16 protein-coding genes are annotated in these 20,379 nt (G+C 42.5%); 7 read left to right on the forward strand and 9 right to left on the reverse strand.

Going from position 1 to position 20,379, the window contains the following annotated elements:
- Positions 1 to 369: 369 nt before the first annotated feature.
- The 3 genes from GNE10_RS16375 to btpA form a co-directional block, all read right to left on the reverse strand.
- Positions 370 to 2,574 (reverse strand): CHASE2 domain-containing protein, encoded by a 2,205-nt coding sequence (locus GNE10_RS16375; RefSeq protein WP_185566096.1) that lies wholly within the window; start codon positions 2,572 to 2,574, stop codon positions 370 to 372.
- Positions 2,575 to 3,358: 784 nt separating this feature from the next.
- The gene (locus GNE10_RS16380) at positions 3,359 to 4,345 is read right to left on the reverse strand and encodes a vitamin K epoxide reductase family protein (RefSeq protein WP_185566097.1); all 987 of its coding nucleotides are present in this window, start codon (positions 4,343 to 4,345) and stop codon (positions 3,359 to 3,361) included.
- 136 nt (positions 4,346 to 4,481) lie between these two features.
- Positions 4,482 to 5,330, reverse strand: coding sequence for a photosystem I biogenesis protein BtpA (btpA, locus tag GNE10_RS16385; RefSeq protein WP_099068566.1), 849 nt, complete (start codon positions 5,328 to 5,330; stop codon positions 4,482 to 4,484).
- Between the two features lie 800 nt (positions 5,331 to 6,130).
- Here btpA and rimO point away from each other — a divergent pair.
- The 3 genes from rimO (at position 6,131) to GNE10_RS16400 (ending at position 9,941) form a co-directional block, all read left to right on the forward strand.
- Positions 6,131 to 7,450 (forward strand): 30S ribosomal protein S12 methylthiotransferase RimO, encoded by a 1,320-nt coding sequence (gene rimO / locus GNE10_RS16390; protein WP_185566098.1) that lies wholly within the window; start codon positions 6,131 to 6,133, stop codon positions 7,448 to 7,450.
- Positions 7,451 to 7,579: 129 nt separating this feature from the next.
- A complete protein-coding gene (locus GNE10_RS16395) occupies positions 7,580 to 9,112 on the forward strand; it encodes a DEAD/DEAH box helicase (protein WP_099068564.1) in 1,533 nt (510 codons plus the stop codon).
- Between the two features lie 250 nt (positions 9,113 to 9,362).
- Positions 9,363 to 9,941 (forward strand): Uma2 family endonuclease, encoded by a 579-nt coding sequence (locus tag GNE10_RS16400; protein ID WP_185566099.1) that lies wholly within the window; start codon positions 9,363 to 9,365, stop codon positions 9,939 to 9,941.
- A 23-nt stretch (positions 9,942 to 9,964) separates the two neighbouring features.
- Here GNE10_RS16400 and GNE10_RS16405 read toward each other — a convergent pair whose 3' ends face one another.
- Positions 9,965 to 10,912 carry an aldo/keto reductase gene (locus GNE10_RS16405; RefSeq protein ID WP_185566100.1) on the reverse strand — a complete coding sequence of 316 codons (948 nt, stop codon included), beginning with the start codon at positions 10,910 to 10,912 and terminating at the stop codon, positions 9,965 to 9,967.
- Positions 10,913 to 11,157: 245 nt separating this feature from the next.
- On the reverse strand, positions 11,158 to 11,955 hold the full coding sequence (locus GNE10_RS16410) for an Rpn family recombination-promoting nuclease/putative transposase (RefSeq protein ID WP_185566101.1): 798 nt from the start codon (positions 11,953 to 11,955) through the stop codon (positions 11,158 to 11,160).
- Positions 11,956 to 12,149: 194 nt separating this feature from the next.
- Between GNE10_RS16410 and GNE10_RS16415 the strand changes: the two genes are divergently transcribed.
- The 4 genes from GNE10_RS16415 (at position 12,150) to GNE10_RS16430 (ending at position 17,042) form a co-directional block, all read left to right on the forward strand.
- Positions 12,150 to 13,634 carry a BCD family MFS transporter gene (locus tag GNE10_RS16415; protein WP_185566102.1) on the forward strand — a complete coding sequence of 495 codons (1,485 nt, stop codon included), beginning with the start codon at positions 12,150 to 12,152 and terminating at the stop codon, positions 13,632 to 13,634.
- Positions 13,635 to 13,869: 235 nt separating this feature from the next.
- Positions 13,870 to 14,676, forward strand: a complete 807-nt coding sequence (locus tag GNE10_RS16420; protein ID WP_185566103.1) for an inositol monophosphatase family protein — start codon at positions 13,870 to 13,872, stop codon at positions 14,674 to 14,676.
- Between the two features lie 386 nt (positions 14,677 to 15,062).
- Positions 15,063 to 15,605, forward strand: a complete 543-nt coding sequence (locus GNE10_RS16425; RefSeq protein WP_099068558.1) for a hypothetical protein — start codon at positions 15,063 to 15,065, stop codon at positions 15,603 to 15,605.
- A gap of 480 nt (positions 15,606 to 16,085) precedes the next feature.
- Complete coding sequence (locus GNE10_RS16430) at positions 16,086 to 17,042, forward strand: alcohol dehydrogenase catalytic domain-containing protein (protein ID WP_185566104.1); 957 nt, start codon at positions 16,086 to 16,088, stop codon at positions 17,040 to 17,042.
- A gap of 136 nt (positions 17,043 to 17,178) precedes the next feature.
- Here the strand turns inward: GNE10_RS16430 and GNE10_RS16435 are convergent, their stop codons facing one another.
- The 4 genes from GNE10_RS16435 to GNE10_RS16450 form a co-directional block, all read right to left on the reverse strand.
- Positions 17,179 to 17,466, reverse strand: coding sequence for a hypothetical protein (locus tag GNE10_RS16435; protein ID WP_099068588.1), 288 nt, complete (start codon positions 17,464 to 17,466; stop codon positions 17,179 to 17,181).
- Positions 17,467 to 17,665: 199 nt separating this feature from the next.
- Entirely contained in the window at positions 17,666 to 18,712 is a 1,047-nt protein-coding gene (gene chlG / locus GNE10_RS16440; RefSeq protein WP_099068555.1) for a chlorophyll synthase ChlG, read from the reverse strand.
- Positions 18,713 to 18,846: 134 nt separating this feature from the next.
- Positions 18,847 to 19,947, reverse strand: a complete 1,101-nt coding sequence (locus GNE10_RS16445) for an ArsA family ATPase (RefSeq protein WP_099068554.1) — start codon at positions 19,945 to 19,947, stop codon at positions 18,847 to 18,849.
- 120 nt (positions 19,948 to 20,067) lie between these two features.
- Positions 20,068 to 20,259: a DUF2862 domain-containing protein gene (locus GNE10_RS16450; protein WP_185566105.1), complete on the reverse strand. Its 192-nt coding sequence runs from the start codon at positions 20,257 to 20,259 to the stop codon at positions 20,068 to 20,070.
- Positions 20,260 to 20,379: the final 120 nt, after the last annotated feature.

The following is a 20,379-nucleotide window of genomic DNA, read 5'->3' on the forward strand; positions in this document are numbered from 1 at the left end:
AAGTAAAGATATCTAACACCAAATTACATAATTCTCATATAACAAGGGTTATAGAGCTTATTTAATTTGAATTTTCGTAATTATCTACCTAAGTACAGTGATTATTTTTTGGGTAAAAACACTCACTATAAAAATTATATTTTTTAATTTACTGATAAAGTCTAGTTTCTTTCTTAACTCTTTTATCTGGTTTGGTTTGACTTCCAAAAGTCTTGCTACATTTGAGTTTTAATTAAAAAGCTATGTTGACGGTTCTATAAAGTGCCTTTACAAAACAGTGCTTTTTATGCATCTAAAGTACAAAAGCCTAATTTTATGGTAAAAATATTTACTCAATATCCAAGAATAGAAAGTAAATTCGTGAATTTATTAAGCAAATTCGTAGCGATTTTTACCCAAGCGCTTAGCACGGTACATTGCTGCATCTGCTTGTTTCATCAAAGTTTCACTGTCTTGGCTGTTGTATGGATAAACACTAATGCCAATACTGGCAGAGACTCGGATTGCATAGCCATCCAAAACAATTGGTTTGGTGATGCTGGTTAAAATTTTTTCGGCGACTTTAGCAGCTACCTGAACATTAGGAATTGCTCGTAAGATTACAGTAAATTCATCGCCACCCAAACGAGAAACTGTATCACTAGCCCGTAAAGAATTACTCAGTCGCCCAGCGATAGTCATTAGCAGGCGATCGCCCATCTCATGCCCTAAAGTATCATTGACTTGTTTGAAGCCGTCTAAATCAATAAACAACAGTCCCAACAACAAGTTATGGTGTTGTGCCCAGTGCAATGATTCGTAAAGTTGTTCGGCAAAAAATTTGCGATTGGATAAACCTGTCAGGGGATCGTGATATGCCAAATAACGTAAATGGTCTTCTTTGAGCTTTAATTCATTGTTTGAGCGAAATAACTCAGCAGCAGTACGCTTGAGTTCTTCCTCCATCAACTTGCGCTGAGTAATATCTCGAATTACCCCAACTAAAAAGAAATTGCCAGCTGAGTCTTTGTGAAGCGATCGCTTAGTGGCAATTTGATGAGTTTGACCATCTGCGTTTGTAAATTCTTCTTCATGTTCGTGGGGTTGCTGAGTCCGAAAAACTAACTCATCTTGTTGTCGAAACACATCGGCTTCATGCTTAGGGAAGAAATCATAGTCTGACTTTTCAATTAACAATTTATTCGGATAACCAATAAATCGACAATACGCGTCATTGAGAACAATCCACTGATGTTGTTCATTTTTTACAAAAATTGGATCGGGAATCGTGTTAATTACATGATGCAAAAACTCCTTAGAACGTTTCCATTCTTCCTGCATATGGGCGATATGACTCGTCATCCAAATAGCTGAAATCCCAAAAGTAAACAGCCCAGGAATCAGGGGTATCCACCAACCGTATAAAAAAGCTATATAAGCACTGACGGTCAATACAAAGCAACAAACAAGGATACTAAGAAAACTTTTCGTTGAATCTCGTATCCGCCATGTGGTAATGGCTCCCACATAAGACCAAACAAAAATCCACAAATATTCTAATAATTCAGGCCAGACTTTAAGTAATGGTCTGCCTTCAAGAGCCGCAGAAATTAATTCACTAATAAAATAAGCTTGTAATTGAATACCAGCCACAGGCTTTGCCGTACCCATCAAACCGCTGGAATAAGGAATAAATACAAAATCCTGAAGACTGGGTGCAGTAGAGCCAATAAGTATAACCCGGTCTTTGATTAAATTTTCTTGGACTTTATCAGCGAGTACATCACTCATGGATACCTGGCGAAAATGAGAAAATTCTCCAGATGGATTTTGAGGTTTGGGTTTGGGAAAATTGGATAAAATTTGGTAGCCTCTGGCATCAGCTCCGACATAAGCACCATCATTAACTTCAAAACGAGTAAATACTGCCTTACCCAATTGCAAATACTCAGGGTTGATTTTTGCTTGGGTAGGAGTAATGCCTTTTGATTTTAAATACAATAAAGCCAACTTCAAGGCAAAACTTTCGTGTACCTTATCCTCGACATGCCAATACAACAAGCTACGACGTACTTTGCCATCAGGGTCGTACAGGACATTGTTAAAACCCACTTGATTTTTATTAAGTCCTATTGGAGGTAAAACAGTAAGGTTTTTATTTTTTTCATTTGCCAGAAGTTCAATACCAATCAAGTTTGGCATTGATTTATAAGCATTACGTAATTCCTGATTACCAGGCTCCACTGGCAAATTTCGGTAGATATCCAACCCAATGGCACGGGGTTTATGGATGTTTAATTTTTGCAGCAATTCGGCAATATTCCGATCTGGAATCGGCCACGAACCTACTTGATCTAAATAAGCTTCATCAATCACAACGATGGTGATACGTTCTTCTGGCGATTCATTTGGACGTAAGCGAAAAAATTGATCCAAACCTGCCAATTCTAAGGATTGCAATAATCCGATAGAGCGCAAAAACAGGACGCAGACTGCAACGCCAGCAGCAGTCATCAATTCTTTGTGTTCTCGACTCAGCGATTGTTTCAGTCCAAAGATTGAGTTTATCAAACGCTTCCCTAGCTGGTGATTCATTAAGCCGCTCCCAAAGTTCTGAAACTCGGCTTTTCTTGGCATCTGCACAAAGGTTGAATAAGGCGATTTTGCTCTTTTAACTGGCGTTTTTTCACTAATAACAAAAGCATATTGAGAGTAACTTCAACAAACACACTTTCGCGTTTAACGCTGACATAATTACACTCGAAGGCGGCTTCCATGTGCTGCAAAAATCAATTAAAGTACACACTGCATGAGAGCCAGTATACTTAATCAAGTTCCTTCAACTTCAGATGTTTGTAAGTAAAAGCCGCAAGAAAATTGATACAGGCATTTTTAGTTGGATAAATACACCAACGTAGTCTTAAAGCTAGATATTAAGCTTATTTTACTGACAAATACCCAATTCGGAATGTACGACAGTTACCAGGTAGGTTAGGACATAAACTGATGGTTAAACCCCTACAGCACAAGACTTTTAACCTTGTTGTCTGTTTGTCCAACCTTGTTCCCTGCTATAGGTATTGGGCAACACTTATTATTTATCTTATTTATCACTAAATGTTGCCAAAAACAAAAAAGTCAACTGGAAACAGCTTTACTGTTTTTATCCAGTTAACTATACTAATCCACTATCATATTGAACTTATTTCTGTTGTGCGCGAAGTGCAGCCCAAGGGGCCATCACCAAGAAATCAACAATAGTACATAGCCGTTGACTATGAACAGGTGTAGGGCACACCCGACACCTTTGTTTTTGACTGTGAACCGTCAACAGCAAACAGTTAACAGTAGCAATGCCAAAACAAACTTGTGTTGGCAATTACTTGAAATATTTAAAGTTCCGAGGGCCTGTGTAACCAGATACTTTGGCTAGTTCCTCTAAGTTTTGCACTCCACTGTAGCTTTTGTCGTTGATAATCCAAGTCGGGAAACCTGTAATTTTTGCAGCTTGACAAACTTCTGGTTGAGCTTTGAGTCCTGGAGGGGCACACTCTACCTTAATGTTATTGTCGATTTCTTGATAAGCTTGTTTGCCAAAAATTAGTTTTTGTTCGTGGCAGTGAGGACACCAATAGGCGACGTATTCCTTAGCACCTATCTTCACCAGATGTTGAGCTAGGGCTATTTCTGCTTCACCAGAGGTGGTAGTAATTTCCCATCCCCCGATTGCGGGGTTAGGATCTTCCTTGGGAGCAAAGGAGATTTTTACAGGTTCTCCAGGAGTTCCAGATGTGACATCTGATTGATTGACACCAGCATAAATACCTAAAGTACCAATCAGTGTCACCATACCGACAATCAAGGCGGTAAACAAGATTTGTCCAACATCTTCCCAAGTACGACCAATAATTGTCAGTACCAAAAGACTAGTGGAGAACAAAGCTGAGCCGATACAGTAAGGACAAACGGCTTTGATTTGGAATGCTAGCAGGTACATTAAATAACCGCTAAACACAGACATAGCGATCGCACCCACCAACAGTAGCCACCATGTCCAATTTTCTAATTGCTTGCGATTAGTATTGTCTCCTGAGGAAAATACCAAAGGAGCCAAAGCAAATATCAGCATACTGGTGTATGCCAAAAATCCAAACAAAGCCAATGGCTGACCAAAAACTGTTGCCCAAGGACTGGAAAGCACATCATTACAGCCTTTGGCACCAGCCTGTGCCACACAAGCTGCACTGCCTCCTGTCAACTTTTCTATGGTGAGATAACCTGTCGTCAGCACACCACAGCCAGCAATGGCGGCTATTAATGGACGTGACCATTTATGAATCCAAGGAGTAGAACGGCGGCGAATCATAAACTGCTTTGGGAGTTAAGAGTTAGGAGTTAACAGTTAAGAATGAGAAGTGAGGAGTTAAGAATGAGGAATTTAGGAACAATCAATTTAAAACTCATAACTCATAACTCATAACTCCTCACTCTCTCCCTATTCCCTAAGAATGTAATTTCACTTGTCCTGGTGACTTGCTTTCACTTTTAGAGTTCCAACTACGACGTGCGGCTTCTACAAATTGACTAACGCGAATGGGGTCAATTGTTTGGTCTATCCGTCCGTGACGTTTCAAGGAACTGGAAACTATGACACCATCTGCTGCCTGCATTAATGTATCAATATTTTCCCAATTTGCCCCACTACCGATGAACACTGGTGTTCCAGCTGCTGCACCACAAGCTAGTTCTAAATCTTCTAAGTTAGGAGGGCTACCAGTAGCCCACCCAGACAAAATCACTCCGTCTGCTAAACCTCTTTCAATGGTGTCTTTAACGGCAACCGTGAGATTTGGAGAACTTAAAGGACGGGCGTGTTTCACCAAGACATCGGCCAGGATTTTAACATCGCTGCCTAACTCCCGTCGATACCGCAGTAATTGATGGGCTTCTCCCTCAATTAATCCCTGATCGGTTGCCATCACTCCTGTGAGGACATTGACGCGGATAAATTGTGCCTGGACACAGCTAGCGATCGCCATTGCACTTTTGGCGTCGTTTCGCAACACATTCAAGCCCACTGGCAATGTCACCAAATTCTGTATCCGCTGCACCACCATCGTCATGGCACTCACAACCACTGGATCTACTTGGTTTTTGGTAAACGGCGCATCGAAAAAATTCTCCACAATCATGCCGTCAACACCTCCGCTTGCCAAGGCTACGGCTTCTTGTTCGGCGCGGTCAATTACCGCTTTGAGGCTACCTCCCCAACGGGGCGAGGTCGGCAGTGGTAGCAGGTGAACCACGCCAATAATCGGTGAGCGAGTTTTAAACAGCTGATATAAGTCCACGTCTTTAATTATTGCGAGGGATTGGGGTATACAGACTAGAGATTAGAGGCTAGTACTACAACACCCAAATATACCTACAATTCAAAATACCCGAAAAGCTTGACTCATCAGCTTTTTGAATTTTGAATAATTTTGCATAAATCAATTTTACAAAATTCGGCGCTCACAACTTGGCACTCCCTGGAAAGCCCCATGCCTATGTCTCCTTGTGTCCTGGTCTCTTTTTTGAAATTGGTCGGTTTACTGCCTCCTTCCGAAGATGGAAATTGGCCTCAAACTTGTCATAAGATATGTTAAGATAAAACCTGGCTACAAGAGGAGTTTGCCACTCACAACACGCAAGGCAGCTTTCCGTGGTTTAGGGGTCTTTTCCGCGCGCAGTCGTGGGACTTGCCGTTTGCCAGGGTAGCATTACTGCTTTATGGGCGTAGTCGCGAAGGCGATTTCCCTGAGGGTAGCGACTTCTCACAACAAGCCCTTTGGGCGGCTTCCCGATGGGGTAGGTTAACAACGCACACGCTGTGGTAATGTAAAATACCAATAGGCCAATTGTTAAAAAACATTACAAGTGTCAAATGTATCCAAAGACACTTAAATTTACCCTGGGAAACAAATTGATAGAAGTATCATAACATGACCTTTATTTTTATTATTATCGATGGGGTCATAGGTAAACGGGGATTTACTGACAGTGGAAATTCACCTCTGTACATCTTCATATGAGGATGCCGATAAAAAAGCTTGCGTCAGTACTGGAATGAATTTGATTACAAGAAGAGAACTGAAAATTTTTTCAAAATATGGGTGACAAGCCAACAATTGCCATTTCTCACCTGGGCTGCGAGAAAAATCGAATAGATACAGAACACATGTTAGGAATGCTCACAGAAGCAGGCTACGGTGTAGATACAAATGAAGAGTTAGCAGATTACGTTATTGTCAATACGTGTAGTTTTATTGAAGCGGCAAGACTTGAATCTGTCAGAACTTTGGTAGAACTGGCAGAAGCGAACAAAAAAATTGTGATTACTGGCTGTATGGCGCAACATTTCCAAGAACAACTTTTGGATGAGTTGCCGGAAGCAGTAGCTGTGGTAGGTACAGGTGATTATCACAAAATTGTAAATGTAATTGAGCGTGTAGAACAAGGCGAACGGGTTAAACAGGTTAGTATCGAACCAACCTACATTGCTGACGAGACTACACCGCGCTATCGCACTACAACAGAGGGGGTAGCTTACCTCAGGATTGCCGAAGGATGTGATTATCGTTGTGCGTTTTGTATAATTCCTCATTTAAGAGGGAAGCAGCGATCGCGTACTATTGAATCGATAGTCGCTGAAGCTAAGGAGTTAGTTAGTCAGGGAGTACAGGAAATTATTTTAATTTCCCAAATCACGACTAATTACGGTTTAGATATTTATGGTCAGCCAAAGCTAGCCGAATTACTCCGCGCTTTGGGAAAGGTAAATATACCGTGGATTAGAATGCACTACGCTTATCCCACGGGATTGACACAAGACGTAATAGCGGCAATCAAAGAAACACCTAACATCTTGCCTTATCTGGATTTGCCCTTGCAACATTCTCATGAAGAGATTCTCCGTGCCATGAACCGTCCCTGGCAAGGGCGTGTGAATGATGGGATTATAGATCGCATCAAAACGGCACTACCAACAGCCGTATTGCGGACAACATTTATTGTTGGTTTCCCAGGAGAAACAAGCAAGCATTTTGAGCATCTACTGGAATTCGTCCGGCGGCATGAATTTGATCATGTTGGCGTCTTCACCTTTTCACCCGAAGAAGGAACCCCTGCTTACAACCTGCCAAATCAGTTATCTCAAGAAGTGATGGACGAACGCCGAGAGCAACTGATGGAACTCCAGCAACCGATTTCCTTAAAGAAAAATCAACAGGAAGTAGGCAAAATCGCCGATGTCCTGATTGAGCAAGAAAACCCTGAAAGTGGTGAATTAATCGGTCGTTCAGCTAGATTTTCCCCAGAGGTTGATGGTCAAGTGTATGTCCAAGGACAGGCAAAGTTAGGAACCATCGTACCAGTAGCGATTCACGAGGCTGATACATACGACCTATACGGTCAAGTTGTTAATAACTAATTAGTCATTAGTCATTAGTCATTAGTGAATAACCAATGCTCCATACTTCGACTACGCTCAGTACAAGTGCTCTATGCCCTATGAGCAATGACTAATCCAAAAATCCTTAGATAAAATTTAGGAGAATTAATGAATCTTTCGTTTCAAGAATTAGGTATTTCCCAAGAACGCGTCGAGCAGTTAGAAAAAATTGGCTTTACCACACCTACTAGTATTCAAACCCAAGCAATTCCCCAACTGTTGTCGGGTCGCGATGTGGTAGGTCAATCTCAAACTGGGACGGGTAAAACAGCAGCATTTTCACTGCCAATTTTAGAACGGCTGGATATTAATCAAAGAGCTGTGCAGGCGTTGATTTTAACACCAACTCGTGAATTAGCTATGCAAGTTCACGATGCCATTGCCCAGTTTATCGGCAATGACGGATTGCGGGTGTTAGCAATCTATGGCGGTCAATCAATTGAGCGGCAAATGCTACAGCTCAAACGTGGCGTTCACATTGTTGTTGGCACTCCAGGACGAGTAATAGATTTGCTCGATCGCGGCTGTTTGAAGCTCGATCAAGTAAAATGGTTTGTCTTGGATGAAGCCGATGAAATGTTGAGCATGGGCTTTATTGATGATGTAGTAAAAATCCTTTCCCAAGCACCTACAGACAGACAAACAGCTTTATTTTCGGCGACAATGCCGCCCTCGATTCGCCAATTAGTGAACAAGTTTTTGCGATCGCCAGCGACAGTCACCGTCGAACAGCCAAAAGCCGCACCAAACAAAATCAACCAAGTAGCTTATTTAATCCCCCGCCACTGGACAAAAGCCAAAGCTTTACAGCCGATTCTGGAAATGGAAGATCCAGAAACAGCTTTAATCTTTGTCCGCACCAGACGCACCGCCGCCGAACTCACCAACCAACTGCAAGCTGCTGGTCATAGTGTAGATGAATACCACGGTGACTTGTCCCAGCAAGCACGGGAACGTTTATTGAGCCGTTTCCGCAATCGTCAAGTACGTTGGGTGGTAGCAACTGATATTGCTGCACGCGGATTAGATGTCGATCAACTTTCTCATGTGATCAACTACGACTTACCTGATAGCGTAGAAACCTACGTTCACCGCATTGGTCGTACTGGTCGTGCTGGTAAAGAAGGAACCGCAATTTCTTTAGTACAGCCATTTGAGCGACGCAAGCAGCAGACATTTGAACGTCATAACCGCCAAGCTTGGCAAGTGTTGTCAATTCCCACACGGGCACAAATTGAAGCACGACACATCCTGAAATTGCAAGAACAAGTGCGGGAAGCTTTAGCTGGCGAACGTTTGGCTTCATTTTTACCCATCGTCAGCGAATTAATTGAAAAATATGATGCTCAAGCCATCGCCGCCGCAGCATTGCAAATCGCTTACGACCAAACTCGTCCTGCTTGGTTGCAATCCGATGTAGAAATTCCCCAAGAAGAACCCGCCACTCCCAAACCCAGACTCGCCAAACGCCGCGATTCTGGTAGCGATCGCCCCCGTTCTAGCTGGAAATCAGATAGCAACACTGGTGACGAAGAAAGAAGTGGTACTCCCAAGCCCAAACTGCGGACAAGCCGTCGTGATGCTTCTGTCTCACCCACTCCAAAGTTAGGCTCGCCTACAGCTAGGGAATCTGCTTCTTAGTTAGAAGTTAATGAATTTTGGGTTTTAGATTTCTAATTTTTACTTCAATCCAAAATTCAAAACTTGTACTGAGCTTGTCGTTGGCGCAGCCTCTCGTAGAGAAGTATTCAAAATCTAAAATTGAGAGAGTTAAGAGTTGAGAGTTAGGAGTTAAGATTTTGACTTTGGACTCTTGACTTTTTGAATTTTTGGGTAACTTCTTCTACAAGTTTGTAAGAAGATGAATTAAAGATGCATTCTTCGTGGTCTTATGTTCAGTATTCCAGACTTAGAGCAACTACAAGCAGAGCATCCAGAATGGCAGATGGAGCTGGTAGACGGAAATATAGTTGTTATGGGGCCATCAGATTATGAATCAGAAGAAATCGGTGCTGAGTTAATTAGATTACTTGGTAATTGGGTACGCCCACGAAAATTAGGACGGGTGACTGGTTCCAGCGCTGGTTTTATTTTGCCTACCTTAGAAACGGAAAACGGCAAAGAAGCTGATAACGAAAAACGAAATCTCCGCGCTCCCGATGTGTCTTTTGTTCGTGCTGATCGACTTAAAATCAGCAAGCGCGACTTTGTGGAACTCGTGCCTGACTTGATGGTAGAAATAAAATCCAAGTCAGACCGGATTAAACCATTGGTAGAAAAGATTCAGCTATTTTTACAACTGGGATCTACAGTTGGTATCCTCATCGATCCTGATAAATTGACGGTCACAGTTTATCGCCTCAACCAAGAACCGATACTTTTGCAGGACAACGACAAACTGACACTACCAGAATTATTACCAGGTTGGGAACTAGTAGTGTCAGAACTTTGGCCTTTGGTGTTTGAGTAGAGAGACGTTACAATGCAACGTCTCTACAGCCAGGGACGGCTAACTTTTTCTAACTCTTGAATTTCATCTTCGTTCAATCTCCAACCCAAAGCGCCGGCATTTTGACGTACATGTTCGGCTGTCTTCACACCGGCAATGGGAATGACGTTACCCTGGCAAATTAACCAATTGAGAGCAACTTGGGCTGGAGTGCGATGGTATTTTTCTCCCAGAGTGCGTAGCAAAGATATTACTGGTGCAATTTTTTGTAAGCCTTCTTTAGTAAATCTTGGGTCTATTTTTCTCGCACCAGTGGGAGTTTCAGCACTATCAATAGTATATTTGCCTGTGAGTAATCCCTGAGCTAAAGGACTATAAGCCAACAAAGTCACACCCAATTCACGCGCAGTTGCCACAATACCCTTACTTTCAATTTGGCGACTGAGTAAAGAATAGCGTACTTGGTTCACAGCCAAAGGCACTCCACGGTCTGCCAAAATTTGATGGGCATCTCGCATTTGCTCTGCTGAGTAATTACTCACGCCCACTGCGGCAATTCTACCCCGCTTCACTTCATCGGCTAAAGCATTCATCAGAGTTTTTTGGCTTAAAAAGAAAGCAAAAGGCCAATGCACTTGGTAGAGAGCAATTTGCTCTACTTGTAGGCGTTTAAGACTCTGTGTCAAAGCATCAGACACAGATTGACCTGTAAATCGCCACGGTAGAGGGCCAAATTTTGTGGCGATTTGCACAGGTTGTTGTGTCTGTTGCATAAATTCGCCCAAAAATTTCTCTGATAATCCCATTCCGTAGACTTCGGCAGTATCGAAGAAGTTAACACCAGCTTGTAGTGCTGCGGTGAAGGCTTCTTGTAACTGTTCTGGGCCGTAATCGTTGCCGTAATTCCAAAAAAGTTTATCACCCCAAGCCCAAGTGCCGATGCACAAAGGCGTAACAACTGGGCCATTTTGCCCTAATGTAATGGTTTCCACGGCTGCAAAATAAAATTTATTTATATTTCTTTACTTTTTTAGTGTAGCGTTACAAACAAGGCTACGAGGATGACATTGGAGAAGATAGCGTTTCAACAGGTAAAATTATCTCTATGAATGTTGAAACAGGAGATTATGAAATAGGGGAGTGTTTGGTCGAAACGAGCCTTCGATTACGAGCCAAGTAAACCGATGCAGCACTTTGGGGAGAAAGAATTTTTCACAACAGAAATCAAGCGCCGATTCTATGTGCTTTGCTGTGCAGCAATCTGAACAGCTTCTATATCAACATTGAGATGTTGAGCAATCTGCTCCACACTCATCCCTGTTTTTAGTAACAGAGGTACGGTAAGCTTCAACATTTCAGCTTCCCGTTCTTCTCGGCCTTCTGCTTTCGCTTCCTGATAAACTCTTGTTTGTTCTAAAGCCAGTCCTAGCATTGCTTCAACTTCCTCTCTACTCAAGGTCGAAAATTTGTAAACGGCAATTGTGGTAATGATGTCTAGTATTTCGGTTTTCGGCAGTGCGCCCGTTTCCTCTAATTTTACTCGCTCAATTAATTGCTTTGCTTGCTCTGCCATCACTCGATCCGATGCTATAGTCAACTGCATTAACCTGATACCTATTGGCTGCTGATTATTTGCGCCTAACTCATCTAAATAGATTCGCTGTACTTGGTCGCTGTTGAGAAATATTCGATGAGTTCTTGTATCGCTTGGTTCCAAAGAACGTGATGAAAAAATTACCACACAGAACCAATCATCGTACTGAGAACGATTGCGGTTCAGGTACATCATCGACTCGGTAAAGAACCGATGGTAGAGGGATTCATCTTTTTGGAATTGAACTTCAGCAAAAAAGATGACTTTAGATGTTGCACCCTCTGGAGGTAAAAACACACCATCAATGCGAAAAGCAGTTTCTTTGACTTCAACAGATTCAAATCGATAGTTTTGCGCTTCAAGAGGAGGATTATCAACTAGTTCAAAGAGTAACCCAGGAAAGCGCTTAAAAATTTGATAGTAAATGGAATCTCGTTTCACTAGTTCATCCTAAAATTATTTTGTTATCCGTAGGCGTAGCCCGTCGTAGACATCGCCAATTTCAACCAAGCCATAAAAACTCATCCTAAATTCTGGAGATAAGTAGGGTGCGATCGCTCCTTTGCAGCAAGTAGGGTTTATCTTTATTTAAAGAGAGAGAGATTAAATCCTAGAAAGGATACGAAAAAGTAGCTATGGCCACCAGCGATATTTCACCGAATCCGGAATCAAATCCCTCGGTATCTTTGCAATCATTACCCAGGCTTAATTTATTCACAATGTTCCGACTGGGTTTGTTTCAGATGGGATTGGGCATCATGTCGCTTCTCACTTTGGGTGTACTGAATCGAGTGATGATTGATGAGTTAAAAGTCTTGCCATTAATCACAGCTGCTGCTATAGCCATGCACCAATTTGTCAGCCCTGCACGTATCTGGTTTGGGCAAATGTCTGATGCCAAGCCATTGCTGGGCTATCATCGCACTAGCTATGTCTGGATTGGTGCAATCTTATTTACAACTATATCTTTCTTGGCTCTGCAAGTCGTTTGGCAAGTAGGTAGCAGTTTGCAAGCTACTGGCTGGAGTTTGCAAACTTATAGCTGGGCGGGAGTACTGGCTTTAATTTTTGCCGGATATGGTTTAGCCTTAAGTGCTAGTTCCACTCCTTTTACTGCTCTTTTAGTAGATGTTACCGATGAAGATAACCGTTCTAAATTGATTGGCATTGTCTGGTCAATGCTGATGATTGGTATTGTGATTGGAGCGGTGGTTAGTTCCAGGTTGCTAGAAAGACCAGAAATTTGTGGGGCGGCTCTTTTAACTTACAATCCTTCTGAGGCCAACAAAGTTGTTGACATCGCTAAACTCCAATCCACAATCAACCCGGTTTTTATCATTATGCCTGCCATCGTCTTTGGACTATCGCTGCTGGCAACTTTCGGTGTGGAAAAGAAATATTCTCGTTTTAGTTCGCGTTCTTCTTTAATAGGTAGAGAAGACCAAATCAGTTTGGGTACAGCTTTACGAGTACTCACTGCTAATCGCCAAACAGGAGTATTTTTTGGTTTCCTGTTGGTGTTAACTATTAGTATTTTTATGCAAGATGCAGTTTTAGAACCTTATGGTGGTGAAGTTTTCGGGATGTGTATTTCCCAAACCACCAGACTAAACATTCCTTTTGGCATTGGTACTCTCATTGGAATTTGCTCTACTGGTTTTGTACTTTTGCCCCGCTTAGGTAAGAAACAGACTACTAAAATTGGCTGTATCAGCGCCGCCCTTTCCTTTGGCTTAATTATTATGTCGGGATTTAGCGCTAACCCAGGTTTATTGATGGGTAGTCTGTTTTTTTTCGGTCTTTCATCTGGAGTCATCACAGCTGGTGCTACTAGTTTGATGTTGGATTTGACTGCTGCGGAAACGGCGGGTACATTTATTGGGGCTTGGGGATTATCCCAAGCAATGGCTAGGGGACTGGCTACAATCCTTGGTGGAGCAGTATTAAATTTAGGTAAAATGCTGTTTCCTTTGCCAGTGTTAGCATACAGTACAGTGTTTGCGGTGCAAGCGATAGGAATGCTTGTTGCTGTTTGGTTACTGTGGCGAGTGAACGTCAAAGAATTTCAGACAAACGCCAAAACTGCGATCGCATCTATTTTGTCAAATGAACTCGATTAAAATAATTCGTAATTGATAGAAGAAAGGCAGGAGGCAGAAGGAAGAAAAAGGTACAAACCAAGCCGATTTGTGGGCAAAAAAATTAAAAACCCCAATAATTCAAAACCACCAAATCGGAGATTTTAGTGTAGTGTTCTCACAAGAATTACGAATTAGTAATTAATTGAACTTTACCCTCCCAAGCAAAGATGTAAAAGTCCTTTGCCTCTTTGCCCCTTTGCGCGAGAATTAATCAATGAATGACTTTTGGAATACGATTGTTGATTTTGCCCAAACAACCACTACCAGAGTGGGAGCGCGATTAATGCAGGATTTTGGGCAAGTACAGGCTTTACAAAAAGCTGATGGCAGTTTGGTGACGCAGGCCGATAAATGGGCAGATCGGGAAATTGGAGATGCCATCGCTTCTAATTTTTCTGGTTACGGTATCCTCAGCGAAGAAAGCGAACGCTCTTTTCCTGGTACCGAGTGGTGCTGGGTAATTGACCCCCTCGATGGGACAACTAACTTCACACGGGGTATTCCTATTTGGTCAATTTCTCTGGGCTTGCTGTATCAAGGCACTCCCATTTTTGGTTATGTTTACGTACCGCCCCTGAATCAAGCTTTTCATGGTTTTTGGCCTGGTTCATCTGGGATAACCACACCAACCGGAGCATTTCTCAACCATCATCCCATCCACACTAGCAGCGATCGCCCCAGTAACAATCACTTTTTTAACCTTTGTTCCCGCAGTACCGCTATTATCCGCAATGGTTTCCCGTGCAAAATCCGGATGTTGGGCGTAGCTAGTTACAACTTTTTGACAGTTGCGACTGGGGCCACTCTAGGGGGAATTGAGGCGACACCAAAAGTTTGGGACATAGCAGGTGCTTGGGTAATTGTCCAGGCTGCTGGCGGCGTTTGGTCATCACTGAATTCTCAACCGTTTCCCTTATTAGCTGGTGAAGATTATAGCGATCGCTCTTTTTCTACCCTCGTGGTAAGTCGCCCAGAATTGCTTCCGGTATTTGAACCTTTTGTCCAAGGTATAAAACTTTAAAGCCTATTTTATTGCTACCGTTGACTGTTGAGTGTGAACCGTCAGCAGTCAACAGTCAACGCATACTATACAAAAATAAATTAAACCTTTGTTAAAGAAAGGTTTCAGTATAATTAAAACTCCCGTCCATGATTTGGCAAGTGAGACTACCAGTATAAATGCTAATTTGCAGAGTGTTGGGGCTTGCCTTACACTGGGTCACTGACCATAGCAAAGTGGTGATTATCAGGTATTACGCTTTGAAATTGCACAGTCACTCATGAAGTTTGTTGACAGATAACGGTTAACAGTTAACTGTCATCTGTCAACAGCCAACACGAAGAGATTAGCATTTTTCAATGCAAAGGCAGCCTCATCCATGTGACGACAGCGATATATAAAAATTTATGTTATCTAATCTAGATTTGCTTCGAGACTTTATCCAAAACTCCATCTACAAAAAAGACATTTTATTGTCAAATCCTTCTTTCACAGCACAAACAGTTTATAAAGCTAACCAACTGAGTGCAAAATCTGAAGGTGTGGTTGCGATCGCACAAATATCTAAAACACCATGTCAATTCTCAATTTCTCCAAGCTCATCCCATTGGGAATTGATAAATCAGGCATTAGCAGAATATAGTTATATCCTCAAAGGAGAAATTGATAGTCGAGGTTTCTATCAGTATGAATACTGTGAAATTCCCAAAGGCTATCAGATGCAGTGTACTAAATCTGTAATGCTATGGCGGGCTTGGTGGAAGTATCGTAAGTATACCTCAAGACCAGGTATTCCCTTGGAACTTTTGATTAGGACGCGAGATTCATGGTATCCAATCAGAGATTTAATTATTAGTGATGGACTTCTCTATATAAAAACATTAGGAAGCGAGATAGCACTTGATTCCAACGATTTGGTTACTTGGTTAAATAAAATTGAAGTGAGTTGATGCAACCTTATAGAATTTTGGATTTTAAATTTTAGACTTCGACTCCGCTCAGTCGAACGATTTTAGATCGTGGATTTTCTCTGTTTTCACACAGAAAGGAAGTGGAGAGCAAACACAAGAATAATTGATAATAAGTAGATGGACATAAATAAATATAATATGTTCTGTCATTGCGAGCGAAGCGAAGCAATCCCAGAGACTTTGCGATTGCTTCGCTTCGCTCGCAATGACATCTCAGATTTAATCATGACTATCTACTTATAATATCCTCTTTGGGGTAAATCAAGTACACGCTTCACTTGACATAAATTGTTATACTATATACCAATTATTACAGCGCATACTAAACTATTTAGCTGGAAAATTGCACATTTACTCATCTTGTTGACAGTTAACAGTTAACCGTCAACAGTCCACAGAAAAATATATCCTGCGTTAGATGCGCGACACTTTACTATTTTTATTATCCTTGAAACAGTAATGAAAGGACTCTGGCTCGAAAACAACCAATTGCAACTACGCACAGATATTCCCATTCCTGAACCGCCAGCAGGGGAAGCTTTAGTACGCGTCCTACGTGCAGGTATTTGCAATACTGACGTAGAATTACTTAGGGGCTACTATCCTTATACTGGGATTCTAGGTCATGAATTTGTCGGTGTTGTGGAACAAGGGCCAGAACACCTAATTAACAAACGTGTAGTTGGGGAAATCAACGCGGTGTGCGGCCATTGTCGTTTTTGTCGTAGCAGACAGCCGACTCACTGTGAAAACCGGACTGTTTTAGGTATTGTCAATCGTCACGGAGCCTTTGCTGATTATCTGTGTTTGCCAGTAGAGAACCTACATTTAGTACCTGATAATGTGCCAACAGAAGTAGCAACATTTACTGAACCTGTAGCAGCAGCTTTGGAAATTCAACAGCAAATACCATTACATCCAAACAATCGCGTACTAGTAGTTGGAGACGGTAAACTGGGGCAGCTAGTAGCCCAGACACTAGCTTTAACTGGTTGTGAACTTTTGGTTGTAGGGCGTCATCAAGATAAACTTGCCAACTTAGAGGCACGGGGGATTAAAACAAGTCTTGCTAATGCCGTCACAGATGGATATTTTGATATCTCAGTAGAATGTACTGGCAATCCAGAAGGATTTGCCATTGCCCGTCGTGCCCTACGTCCTCGTGGTACATTAGTCCTGAAAAGTACCTACGCTGGGAACCTCAGCTTGGATGCTTCTTCTTTAGTTGTGGATGAAATCACCCTCATCGGTTCGCGTTGCGGCCCCTTTACCCCAGCACTGCAATTGCTAGCCACAAAACAAATAGACGTACAACCCCTAATTCATGCCAGCTACCCCCTAATTGAAGCGCTGACAGCTTTTGAACAAGCCCAAAGCCGTGGAGTTTTGAAGGTCTTGTTAGAAATTAGTCATTAGTCGTTGGGCATTGGGCATTGGGCATTGGGCATGGGGAAAGGGAAAGGGGCAAGGGGAAAAGGGCAAAGATTAAATTTATTCCTTTTCCCTTTTCCCCTGCCTTAAGAGCCTCCCCATCTTCTCCATCTCCCACTCCCTAATACAAATAAGGATTCGTCTTCGGTTGATAGTCAGAACAATCAATTGCTTCTTCTGTGTTGGCGATAGATGGGTGGACAGTGCATTTGAGACGGTAATTATCGGTAAAATATTGGCAACCAGCACAGGGAATTTGATGCATTTGCTTGGCTGTGGCTACGCTATCTCGTGCCGCCGCCCAAATATTTAAAATAGCCAGTATACTTACACCCCAAGCAATTACAAAGCAAATCGGAACTAACAAAGGTTGAATTCCACGAATGAGGAAATAGATCGGTTCTAGCACGGCATTTCCTGACATAAATTAGGAGTTAGAAGTATATTACCTCTTAACTCCTAATTCTTAACTTCTCACCATAGAAGTATAAGTTTATGACTTTAGTGCTGGGGAGATGGGGAGATGGGGAGATGGGGATGAGGGAGACAAGGAGAATAAATCCTGATTTTCCAGTCACCAGTCGTCGGTCATCAGTCAACACTTTTTATCAAGTGCCAGCATGACCCAGCGCTATACCAACAACTAGCATTCCCAGAACTAGGAATGGTTGGGCGCTACCTTGGTATTTAACGTCATTAGCTACAGGATCGCGTAAAAAATAGATATTCTGCAAGATGATTTGCGGGATGATTAACAGTAGAAGTATACCTGCGTACAAATTCTGATGGATGTAGATGAGATAAGCTGCAATCAATCCTTGAAATACATCAATTGTCAGTACGCAAATCCAGGCGGCGGTGGTAATACCAAACATTACGGGTAGTGAATTTAACCCTAATTGTCGATCGCCTTCTACGCTCTTGAAGTCGTTGACAATGGCGATACCCAATCCCGCTAAGCTGTAGAACATTGTCAAAACTACAATTGTAGAATTGAGTTCGCCAAATAAAGCGTGTCCTGTACACCAAGGCAGGGTAATATAGCTTGCACCCAAGGCGTAGCTACCCAGCCAGCCGTTTTGTTTGAGTTTCAGAGGAGGTGCAGAATAAATATAGGCGATGAAAGAACCGATAATGGCGATGGCTGTGATTGTGGGGAATTCATGACCAGCCCAGACATCAAGCAAAAATGATAAACCAATACCAGCAATGAGTAATACCCAAATCTGCGTAATTACCTGGGTTAGAGAAATTGCACCAGAGGGAATGGGGCGATAGGGTTCATTGATGGCATCGATTTCGCGATCGTAGTAATCATTGAGGATTTGGGTATAACCTGTCATCAATGGCCCCGCAAGGAACATACAGGCTGCTACCTTTAAAACATTCTCTAGCGTCCAAGTATAGTTACCAGAAGAAGCCGCACCACAAACTACGCCCCAAATTAAGGGAATCCAGGTGATGGGCTTCATCAATTGCAAACGGATTTTCCAAATTGAAGTTTCTCCTGGTGATGCACCTTTCATCCCCAGTAATTGCCTAGTTTTGGCGGTGCGATCGCCAGATATTATTGTTTGGTCGCTAGAATTATTGGCCACTGAGTCTAATGCCTCAGCCGATTTGGAATCTGGGGTAATGGGAGTTAATTCTGACATAAGGTGTATTTTTTTTAGAGTGAGGAGTTAGGAGTTAGGGAGTTATGAGTTATGAGTTAGGAGTTATGAATTATCATTTTTATTCCTAACTCCTGACTTTTAACTCCTAACTTTGCTTCTAATTCCTAACTAAATTAAAACGAAATTATCAAATAATTATTTTGAAACTTTGCTCCAGCAACAGCTTTACCACTTAGAGCCGGGGGTAGGGAAATATTCCGCCGCTGGTCTCCTGCTTCCACCGTGACTTCTGGCCCATACTGGGTGAGTTTGACCTGTTTTTTGTCAAATCCTGGTAAGAATAAGCGTACCTGCCGATTGTGGATGTCAATTTCAATTGGTTTAGGAGCCTGTGCTGCTTGGGCTTCAAAGTTAGGTAGGGCATCTATGAGTGTTTGCCAGTCTCCTGTTGGGGAGTCAGAGACAACGCTCACAGGTAAGGGTGTAAATTCCTCTGACAGTTGGATGTTTGTCTCAGAAGATACAAGCAAAACGCCACCAACAGTTAGACCAATTTGCTGAGCGCTACCCCACAAATAACGGGCAGTTGCTACTTCAATGGGGTCATGTGTGGTGACTAAAAAAGCTGCAACGCGCTTGGGATCGCTCAGAGCAGCTCTTCCTTGGTCTAAGAAATTATTAACTTGGTTAGTGGGCTGAGCAAAGTTGTCTGCTGTCCAATTGACATTGAAAAAGCTACTAATCAGTGGTTGAATTAACGGGGATTCAGCAATTGTTTTGCCTAAATCAGAGTTGACAAACAATTGTCGGAATCGCCTGACATACCAACTTAGAGACTCTGGCAATCCCAGCATCCGCAGGGTCAAAGAATCACCTGTGCCATCATAGACGATCGCATCATATTTGCCACTGGCGTCATATTCCCGGATAGCATTCAAGGCAAGGGCGCTGTCCATTCCTGGCAATGCTACCAATTCTTGACCAAAAACGTCTTTGAATATGGGTGTGCGGAGGTATTGCGCCTCAAGTTTCTTGACTTCTTCCCAGTTGCTCTCTAGTAGTACAGATGCTTGGAACTGTACCGCTTGCAAATTGGGTGCGATTTCCTGAGGTTCAGAACTAACAGGAGTACCCAGCAGGATTGACAGTGCTGGTTCTGCCAGTCCTGCTAAAAGTACCCGCTTGCCTTGGCTTGCCAATAACTTGGCGGCGGCGATCGCAATTTTGGTGCGAGCGGTGCCGCCTTTACCCAAAAATGTCAATATTAGAGCCATTATTTAATTCCTCTTTTCACCGCCGATCTTCAACTCCAACTTAGCACTCAATAAAGATTCTCAACCTGGGCTATCACTTCAGATTCAACACAAAGAAGAATCCATATCTGAGTTTTTTGCCTACACAGGCTTGATTTCATCTTCAAAAAACCAAGTGGAAGAATTATCGTCAAATTGCACCACTACACCGATTCCTTTACCATCGGTGACTTTGTACCCTTGGATAACACCTACTTGTCCTAATTTTTTCGCAATGGGAGCAGAAACGCGATCGCGCAAACGATAAACTTTAACCTTTTGTCCGATTTCCATGCCAGATACAATGCAATAAACCAAGTCTCAGTTTAGCCGAATCCGGGACTCAGGTCTCATAAATTAAGAGAGAAGTGGGAGGTGGGGAGGTAAGGGAGATGGGGAGGCAGGGGAAAAGGT

Origin of the sequence: Nostoc sp. 2RC (genome assembly GCF_014222165.1) — a bacterium.
GTDB lineage: Bacteria > Cyanobacteriota > Cyanobacteriia > Cyanobacteriales > Nostocaceae > Nostoc > Nostoc linckia.